Here is a 7,328-nt window from a genome sequence, read left to right on the forward strand (position 1 = left end):
CCCCGATTGCCCTGGCGCGCGGCGCGGTCAGATAACGTCTTGCAAGAACGAGGGGAGTTCGAGCGATGGGCGAGAGCGCGGACCGCGTGAAGCGCGTGATCAAGGCCGTCGAGGCGTCGGTGCCCCCGGCCGCGGGCCGGCAGGTGGCGCCGTCGTGGTGCTCGGCCAACATGCAGCCGATCCGCAACCTGATGCTCGGGGTCGGCGCCCAGCTCGCGAGCGCCAAGTCGCCGGCGAGCGTGACGGTGGTCGAGTTCCACGAGCACATGGGCAGCCGCGAGGAGACCTACCGCCTGCACAACGCCGCGGGCGAGCACGCCACGGTGCTGTTCCGCTTCATGCTCGGCCCCGCCGCGACCCCGCTCGCGCATTTCGAGGGGCTCGACGAGGAGGCGCAGGACGCGCTCGCCGCCCTCAAGAACCCGGACGGCGCGATGGAGGGCTACCTGCGGCCCCGGGCCATCGACGTGCTGGAGGGCTACCTCGTGCGGTTCCTGTCGAAGGGCACGGCGCGGTAGCGGCGGCCTCCGATCCGGTTCGATCCGGTGTGCGACGCGACGGCCGGCACGATCGGCCGGAAATCTCAGGAGACCAGGGCGCGGCGGACGACATCCGGCTCCCGGTCGATGACGGTCAGGAGAATCTGCATCGCCCGGTCCGGCCGGCGGCGACCCTGCTCGTAGGCCTCCATGGTCCGCGCCGAGATGCGAAACTGCCGCTCGAACTCCTTCGTGGAGGTCGCGACCTTGCGCCGGATCGTTCTCACCCGCTCCGGCGTCATGGCGCCACCCGGCGCCGCGTAGCTCTCGGCCTCTGTCTCGCCGCGGAGATGGGCGGCGAGTTCCGTGAACGCCTCCTCCAGGTCCTTGCCGAGCCGGGTTCGGCCGTCGTTCTCGAGGCTCATCGCGGATCTCCAACGGTCGGCAGCAGATCGATGGCGGCCAGGATCGCCTTGCGGTCCGCGGCCGTGAGGTCGGCCTTCTCAGTCTTGGCATAGGCTGCCAGCATCGCGAGCAACCCGTCCCCGAGCGTCACGTAGTAGATGACCCGGCCGCCACCGCTCTTGCCGCGCCCGGGACGTGCGAACCGTGCCTTCCGCGCCCCGCGCAGGCCGCGGATCATCGGATGCGCCCTTGGGTCCGCGAGGATTGCCGCCTCGATCTCCGCGAGCCCGGCGGCATCGATGCCGAGATCGCGCATCGTCCGAAGATAGGGCTTCAGCCGAACGACGCGCATGGTGGGGTTCGCGATTCTTCCCAGCCCCAAGCTCGCATGTTCGGGTCCCCGCCTGTCTAACGCGCGCACCGGAGACCGCGTGGTCGGCCTCTGTCCCCGAAGCCCCTCGACGGCGCCCGCGCCCCCGGTCATGAAGGGCGCATGACGCCCGCCCTCGACCTCGACGCCCTGAAGGACCGCCTGCTGGCGGGCGACCGGGCGGCGCTCGCCCGCGCCATCACGCTGGCCGAATCGAAGCGCGCCGACCACCGCGCGCTCGCCGCCGCGCTGATCGACGCGGTGCTGCCGAGGACCGGCGACGCGGTGCGGGTCGGCATCACCGGCGTGCCGGGGGTGGGCAAGTCGACCACGATCGACGCGCTCGGCTCGAACCTCACCGCCGCCGGCCACCGGGTCGCGGTGCTGGCGGTCGATCCGTCCTCCTCGCGCACCGGCGGCTCGATCCTCGGCGACAAGACCCGGATGGCCCGGCTGTCGCACGACCCGAACGCCTTCATCCGCCCCTCCCCCTCCTCCGGGACGCTCGGCGGCGTCGCGGCCAAGACGCGCGAGACCATGCTGCTGTGCGAGGCGGCGGGGTTCGACGTGATCCTCGTCGAGACGGTCGGCGTCGGCCAGTCCGAGACGGCGGTGGCCGACCTCACCGACTTCTTCCTCGTGCTGATGCTGCCCGGAGCGGGCGACGAGCTTCAGGGGATCAAGAAGGGCATCCTCGAACTCGCCGACATGATCGCGGTGAACAAGGCCGACGCGGGCGAGGCCGAGGCGCGGGCGAATGCCGCCGCCTCCGAGTACCGCGCGGCCCTGCACATCCTCACGCCGGCCTCCGCCACGTGGACCCCGCCGGTGGTGACGATCTCCGGCATGCACAACCTGCGCCTCGACGCCCTGTGGGCGCGGGTGGTCGAGCACCGCGAGAAGCTGACCGCGACCGGGGAGATCGCGCGCAAGCGCCGCGCCCAGGACGTGAAGTGGATGTGGGCGCTGGTGCACGAGCGCCTGCACCAGCGCCTCGTCGGCACCGCCGACGTGCGCGCGCGGACCGCAGAGGCCGAGGCCGGCGTCGCCCGGGGCGAGGCGTCCCCGGCCGCCGGCGCGGCGGCGATCGCCGAGCTGATCGGCCTCTGATCGGTCGGGCGATGCGGCCGCGGTCCCGGCCGCGGAAATTCCGCCGGTGCGGTGGTACGCAAATCCGATCTCGCGCGTTCGAAGGACGGCGGGCGTTGCGTGTCCGCGGGAGCGGCGCGGGCCGCCGCGCGAGGAGGTTGTCATGGTGGATACGGATCGGATCGTCGGGGGCGCCAAGGAGGCGCTCGGCAAGGCGCAGGGCGCGGCCGGAGACTTCGCCGACTCGAACCGCGACTCGGTCGAGGGCCGCTTCCGCGAGGCGCAGGGCCAGGCGCAGAACGCCTACGGCCAGGCCAAGGACGCGGCCCGCGATATCGCCGACCGGGCGGGCTCATACGCCAACGAGGCCTACAGCCGGGCGGGCGACGTGGCGAGCGACGCCTACGAGCGGGGCGGCTCCTACCTGCGCGACGGCCGGGCCGCGGTCGGCGCCCGGGTCGAGGAGAACCCGCTGATCGCTCTCCTCGTCGCGGGCGCGGTGGGCTACGGGCTCGCCCTGCTCGTGCACGGGCGGCGCTGAGCCCGAGCCTGACGACGAACGGCCCCGCCGTCGCGGCGGGGCCGCGCGCTCACTGCGCGGTCCAGCCGCCGTCCATCGACAGGTTGGCGCCGGTGATCTGGCTCGCCGCGTCCGTGCACAGGAACACGGCGAGCGCCGCCACCTGATCGACGGTGACGAACTCCTTCGTCGGCTGTGCCTTCAGCATCACGTCCTGGATCACCTGCTCCTGGGTGAGGCCGCGCGCCTTCATCGTATCGGGGATCTGAGCCTCGACCAGGGGCGTCCAGACGTAGCCCGGCGAGATGCAGTTCACCGTGACCTTGTGCGGTGCGAGTTCGAGGGCGGTCGCCTTCGACAGGCCGGCGATGCCGTGCTTGGCCGCCACGTAGGCCGACTTGAACGGCGAGGCGACGATGGAGTGGGCCGAGGCGGTGTTGATGATCCGCCCCCAGCCGCGCGCCTTCATGCCGGGGATCGCCGCGCGCATCGTGTAGAAGGCCGAGGACAGGTTGATGGCGATGATCTGCTCCCACTTCTCGGGCGGGAACTCGTCGACCGGCGACACGAACTGGATGCCGGCGTTGTTGACGAGCACGTCGACCGAGCCGAAGGCCCCCTCCACCTCCCGGACCATCGCGGCGATCTCGTCGGGCTTGGTCATGTCGGCGCCCTCGTAGAGCGCCTTCACCCCGAACTCGGATTCGATGCCGGCGCGCGCGCTCTCGATCGCCGCCGCGTCGCCGAAGCCGTTGAGCACCACGTTCGCGCCCTGCGCCGCCAGCGCGCGGGCGATCGCCAGCCCGATGCCGCTGGTCGAGCCGGTGACGAGGGCGGTCTTGGAACTGAGGGTCTTCGAACTGACGGTCATGGGGCCTCCGGGTGACGGGGTACGGGCGGGATCGCGATCGGCCGGGCGCCGCGCGGGCCCGATCCCGGCAGGACTGCCCCAGAGGCGCTTGTCTGTCGATGCCGAAGGCTGTCTACGCTCCGGCGCCGGGTGACAGGCGCGCACCGGCGCCCGGATCCCGCGCAGGATGGAGACGCCGCTGAACCCGCTCCGGGGCTACGCCCTCCTGTCGGCGACCGCCGTGGGCTGGGCGCTCAACTGGCCGCTGATCAAGGTGATCCTGCGCGACTGGCCGCCGCTGTTCGCGCGCGGCCTCGCGGGCCTCGTCGCGGCCCTGCTGCTGGCGGGCGTCGCCCGGGCGGCGGGCGAGGATCTGCGCGTGCCGGTCCGGGCGCTGCCGCGCCTGTGCTTTGCCGCCTACACCAACGTGTTCGCCTGGATGGGCTTCGCCACCCTGGCGATGACGTGGCTGCGGGCGGGGGAGACCGTGCTGCTGGTCTACTCGATGCCGCTCTGGGCGACGCTGTTCGCCTGGCCGATCCTCGGCGTGCGGCCGACGCGCACCGCGCTGACCGCCCTCGGCCTCGGGCTCGCGGGCCTCGTGCTGCTCGTCGCGGGGCCGGGCTTCTCGGCCGGGCCCGGGACGGGGTTCGGGATCCTGTTCGCGCTCGCCTCGGCCGCGTCGTTCGCGCTGGGCACCGTCCTGAACCGGACGGCGCCGCCGCTGCGCCCGCTCGCGGCCGTCGCGTGGCAGGTCGGGCTCGGCAGCGCGCCGATGCTGGCGCTCGGGCTCGCCTTCGAGGCGCCGCACCCGGGCGCCCTCGCCCCCGCCGGCTGGGCCGCCTTCGCCTACATGGTGCTGGTGCCGATGTCGGCCTGCTACGTCACGTGGTTCGCCACGCTCCGCGCGCTGCCGGCGCCTACCGCCGCCACGGGCATGCTGCTGGTGCCGGTGCTCGGCACCCTGTCGGCCGCCCTCGCCCTCGGCGAGCCGCTCGGCTGGCGCGAGCTGGCGGCGATGGGGCTCACCCTCGGCGGCGTCGCCATCGCCCTGCGCCGGGCCTGACCGGGATCAGGCCGCGCCCGGCTGCGTGCGTGCGGTGACCTGCGGCGCCGCGGCCTCGGCGGCGAGGCGGGGAAAGCGGATCTCGACGCGCAGGCCCGGGGCGTTGTCGGCGAGCCGCAGCGTCCCCCCGTGCAGCCGCACCACCGCGTTGACGAGGCTCAGGCCGAGCCCGAACCCCGGCCGCGTGCGCGCCGCCTCCAGCCGGACGAACCGGTCGAGCACGTGTCCGCGCTCCGCCTCCGGGATGCCGGGGCCGCGATCGGACACCGCGAGCCGCGCGCCGTCGCCGTCGCGCCACGCCTCGACCGTGATGGCCCCTGCCGCACCCTCGGCCCCGTATTTCAGGGCGTTGTCGATCAGGTTGGCCAGCGCCTGCCCGATCAACTCGCGGTTGCCGGCGATCACGAGCCCGTCCTCGACCGCGAGGGCGAGGCTCATCCCCTGGTCCTCGGCCAGCGCCTCGTAGAGGTCCCCGACGCTCCGGGCGACCGCCCCGAGATCGAGGGGCGCGGTGATCTCGCGGGCGCTGCCGGCCTCCAGCCGCGCGATCATCAGGAGTGCGTTGAACACCCGGATCAGGCCGTCGCCCTCCTCGATCACCCCCTCCAGCGCGGCGCGGAGGGCCTCCGGCGGGGCGTCGCCGCGCAGGGCCTCGTCGGCGCGGTTGCGCAGCCGGGTCAGCGGCGTCTTGAGGTCGTGGGCGATGTTGTCGGACACCTCGCGCATCCCGCGCATCAGCTCGCCGATCCGCTCCAGCATCTGGTTGAGGCCGAGCGCCAGCCGGTCGAGCTCGTCGCCGTTGCCGGCCACCGTCAGCCGCCCGTCGAGGTCGCCCTCCATGATCGCCCGCGTCGTCCGGGTCATCGCGTCGACGCGGGCGAGCACCCGGCTCGCCGCCAGCCAGCCGCCGATCACCCCGAGCAGGATCACCGCCGCGAGCGAGGTCGTGAACGCCCGCCCGATCACCGCGCGCAGCCGGTCGCGCTCCTCGGTGTCGCGCCCGACCAGCAGCCGGAACCCGCCCGGCAGGGTGAACACCCGCACGATCGCCCGGTGCGCCTCCGCGTCCGTGTCGCTGCGGGCGTAGAGCGTCTCGGTCTGGCCGGGGGTCGCGAGCACCGAGGCCGGCACCGAGGCGACGTTGCCGACCACGTGCTCCCCGGCGGCGGTGGTGACGAGGTAGAGCGAGGCGCCGGGCTCGCGCGAGCGCCGCTCGACCACGCTGATCAGCCGGCGCAGGCCGCCGGCATTGTACTGCTCGGACAGGCCGTTGATCTCGGCGTCGATCGTCGACACGATCTGATCGTCGAGCACCTGGCGCGCGTTCCAGGCGACGTAGCCCAGCGCCAGGACCGCGCAGAGGGCGAACACGCTGAGATAGGCGATCGAGAGCTTGAACGCCGTCGTGCGGAACAGCTTCTGGACTCGGGAGAACGGCGTCTCGCGCCCGACCGGTTCGAGGGCGAGGCCCGTCACAAGGTCCGGCTCTCGTCCGGCCGCAGCACGTAGCCCGCCCCGCGCACCGTGTGGATCATCGGCCCGGGGAACCCCTTGTCGAGCTTGCTCCGCAGGCGCGACACGTGGACGTCGATGACGTTGGTCTGCGGGTCGAAATGGTAGTCCCAGACGTGCTCCAGCAGCATCGTCCGCGTGACGACCTGCCCCGCGTGGCGCATCAGGTATTCCAGCAGCCGGAACTCCCGCGGTTGCAGGACGATCTCGCGCCCCGCCCGCGTCACCCGGTGCGACAGCCGGTCGAGTTCGAGGTCGCCGACCCGGTATCGGGTCTCCTCCACCGCCCCCGTGCCGCCCGGCCGGCGGGCCAGAGCCTCGACGCGGGCCAGCAGTTCCGAGAAGGCGTAGGGCTTGGGCAGGTAGTCGTCGCCGCCGGCGCGCAGGCCCTTCACCCGGTCGTCCACCTGCCCCAGCGCCGAGAGGATGAGCACCGGTGTCGCGACCTTCTGCTCGCGCAGCGACCGGATCAGCGACAGCCCGTCGAGCTTGGGCAGCATGCGGTCGACGACCAGCACGTCGTAGGCGCCCTCGCGCGCCAGGGCGTAGCCGTCGAGGCCGTCGTCGGCGTCGTCCGCCACGTGGCCGGCCTCGCGGAACGCCTTGACGAGGTAGGCGGAGGCGTCGCGGTCGTCCTCGATGATCAGCAGGCGCATGGACGCGCCTCTTACCGCGGTCTGCGCCCCGGGGATATGCGTTTCCCTCCACATGGTTCGCCCCCTCCCCTCTCGCTGACCCGGCCCGTTGCCGATGCGCGAAGACTAGGTGGGGGTGGATTACGGGACGGTCGCGGGCGTGTGACGTCTCGGTAAGGTGGGGTCGGAACGCACAGAAGGGCCGCCCCCGTCGGGAGCGGCCCTTCTGTGCTGTATTCGTGAGAGGGGATGTGTTGTTGCGTTGTGCGGGTCTGGCGGCGACCGACTCTCCCGTGCCTTGAGGCACAGTACCATGGGCGCTGGCGTGTTTAACGGCCGAGTTCGAGATGGGATCGGGTTCTGGGCACGCCGCTCAGGCCACCAGACCGGCGCAACGCAACG

Annotated in this window: 9 protein-coding genes and 1 rRNA gene; 4 read left to right on the top strand and 6 right to left on the bottom strand. The window is 72.9% G+C overall.

What is annotated here, in order from left to right; all coding sequences use genetic code 11:
* Positions 1 to 65 precede the first annotated feature (65 nt).
* Entirely contained in the window at positions 66 to 518 is a 453-nt protein-coding gene (locus Q8W71_RS28340) for a hypothetical protein (protein ID WP_305528746.1), read from the top strand.
* 65 nt (positions 519 to 583) lie between these two features.
* Here the strand turns inward: Q8W71_RS28340 and Q8W71_RS28345 are convergent, their stop codons facing one another.
* Both Q8W71_RS28345 and Q8W71_RS28350 read right to left on the bottom strand, forming a co-directional pair.
* Positions 584 to 904 (bottom strand): helix-turn-helix domain-containing protein, encoded by a 321-nt coding sequence (locus Q8W71_RS28345; protein WP_305528747.1) that lies wholly within the window; start codon positions 902 to 904, stop codon positions 584 to 586.
* Positions 901 to 1,200 (bottom strand): type II toxin-antitoxin system RelE/ParE family toxin, encoded by a 300-nt coding sequence (locus tag Q8W71_RS28350; protein ID WP_305528748.1) that lies wholly within the window; start codon positions 1,198 to 1,200, stop codon positions 901 to 903. Before Q8W71_RS28350 ends, Q8W71_RS28345 begins: the two co-directional genes overlap by 4 nt.
* A gap of 177 nt (positions 1,201 to 1,377) precedes the next feature.
* Here Q8W71_RS28350 and meaB point away from each other — a divergent pair, with 177 nt between their 5' ends.
* Together meaB and Q8W71_RS28360 are read left to right on the top strand one after the other, a co-directional pair.
* The gene (meaB, locus tag Q8W71_RS28355; protein ID WP_305528749.1) at positions 1,378 to 2,364 is read left to right on the top strand and encodes a methylmalonyl Co-A mutase-associated GTPase MeaB; all 987 of its coding nucleotides are present in this window, start codon (positions 1,378 to 1,380) and stop codon (positions 2,362 to 2,364) included.
* 142 nt (positions 2,365 to 2,506) lie between these two features.
* Positions 2,507 to 2,884, top strand: a complete 378-nt coding sequence (locus tag Q8W71_RS28360; protein WP_305528750.1) for a CsbD family protein — start codon at positions 2,507 to 2,509, stop codon at positions 2,882 to 2,884.
* Positions 2,885 to 2,933: 49 nt separating this feature from the next.
* Here the strand turns inward: Q8W71_RS28360 and Q8W71_RS28365 are convergent, their stop codons facing one another.
* Positions 2,934 to 3,734: a 3-hydroxybutyrate dehydrogenase gene (locus Q8W71_RS28365; protein ID WP_305528751.1), complete on the bottom strand. Its 801-nt coding sequence runs from the start codon at positions 3,732 to 3,734 to the stop codon at positions 2,934 to 2,936.
* 166 nt (positions 3,735 to 3,900) lie between these two features.
* Here Q8W71_RS28365 and Q8W71_RS28370 point away from each other — a divergent pair, with 166 nt between their 5' ends.
* On the top strand, positions 3,901 to 4,779 hold the full coding sequence (locus tag Q8W71_RS28370; RefSeq protein ID WP_305528752.1) for a DMT family transporter: 879 nt from the start codon (positions 3,901 to 3,903) through the stop codon (positions 4,777 to 4,779).
* Positions 4,780 to 4,785: 6 nt separating this feature from the next.
* Here Q8W71_RS28370 and Q8W71_RS28375 read toward each other — a convergent pair whose 3' ends face one another.
* The 3 genes from Q8W71_RS28375 to rrf form a co-directional block, all read right to left on the bottom strand.
* The gene (locus Q8W71_RS28375; RefSeq protein WP_305528753.1) at positions 4,786 to 6,255 is read right to left on the bottom strand and encodes a sensor histidine kinase; all 1,470 of its coding nucleotides are present in this window, start codon (positions 6,253 to 6,255) and stop codon (positions 4,786 to 4,788) included.
* On the bottom strand, positions 6,252 to 6,947 hold the full coding sequence (locus Q8W71_RS28380) for a response regulator transcription factor (protein WP_305528754.1): 696 nt from the start codon (positions 6,945 to 6,947) through the stop codon (positions 6,252 to 6,254). The genes Q8W71_RS28375 and Q8W71_RS28380 overlap by 4 nt, the downstream gene beginning before the upstream one ends.
* Positions 6,948 to 7,196: 249 nt before the next feature.
* Positions 7,197 to 7,312, bottom strand: a 5S ribosomal RNA gene (gene rrf / locus Q8W71_RS28385).
* Positions 7,313 to 7,328: the final 16 nt, after the last annotated feature.

The sequence above is a fragment of the Methylobacterium amylolyticum genome (assembly GCF_030700245.1).
Taxonomy (GTDB): Bacteria; Pseudomonadota; Alphaproteobacteria; order Rhizobiales; family Beijerinckiaceae; genus Methylobacterium.

Bases quoted from the DNA above. Each gene is read 5' to 3' on its own strand.
- Q8W71_RS28345 (WP_305528747.1), bottom strand. From the start codon at position 904: ATGAGCCTCGAGAACGACGGCCGAACCCGGCTCGGCAAGGACCTGGAG.
- Q8W71_RS28380 (WP_305528754.1), bottom strand. From the start codon at position 6,947: ATGCGCCTGCTGATCATCGAGGACGACCGCGACGCCTCCGCCTACCTC.
- meaB (WP_305528749.1), top strand. From the start codon at position 1,378: ATGACGCCCGCCCTCGACCTCGACGCCCTGAAGGACCGCCTGCTGGCG.
- Q8W71_RS28365 (WP_305528751.1), bottom strand. From the start codon at position 3,734: ATGACCGTCAGTTCGAAGACCCTCAGTTCCAAGACCGCCCTCGTCACC.
- Q8W71_RS28360 (WP_305528750.1), top strand. From the start codon at position 2,507: ATGGTGGATACGGATCGGATCGTCGGGGGCGCCAAGGAGGCGCTCGGC.
- Q8W71_RS28370 (WP_305528752.1), top strand. From the start codon at position 3,901: ATGGAGACGCCGCTGAACCCGCTCCGGGGCTACGCCCTCCTGTCGGCG.
- Q8W71_RS28340 (WP_305528746.1), top strand. From the start codon at position 66: ATGGGCGAGAGCGCGGACCGCGTGAAGCGCGTGATCAAGGCCGTCGAG.
- Q8W71_RS28350 (WP_305528748.1), bottom strand. From the start codon at position 1,200: ATGCGCGATCTCGGCATCGATGCCGCCGGGCTCGCGGAGATCGAGGCG.